We start from the raw sequence: 351 nt of genomic DNA on the forward strand, positions 1-351 counted from the left end.
GTGAAGAGTAACTCCGTGGATCTACGACTAGGCTTCATCCACTTTTTGAGTTTGTGAACTGCATGATTGATTTCTAAAACGGGCCCGAGCACATCAATAAGTTTAGATTCAGCTGGTGCGCGCCAGCCAAAGTCTTTGGCTGCTGCAGCGGTAATGGCATCTTGGTAACGCTGAATTTGGCTACGAAGATTTAGAAGATTTTTTTTCCTCTCATTGAAGGAAGGGTAAGGATTAGCTCGAGCCGCTGACTTAAGCATAGTTAATCGTTCTTCAATAGATGTATCGTGAGTAGAAATTTTCGCCGCGCAGTTCATTTGTTTGCCTCTATTTTTATCGATTTAAACGTGCTTA

Annotated in this window: 1 pseudogene; it reads right to left on the reverse strand. The window is 42.5% G+C overall.

The window, feature by feature from the left end:
• Positions 1-314, reverse strand: a pseudogene (locus A3763_RS18385) (hypothetical protein); the annotation flags it as partial.
• Positions 315-351: the final 37 nt, after the last annotated feature.

The sequence above is a fragment of the Oleiphilus sp. HI0128 genome, assembly GCF_001635365.1.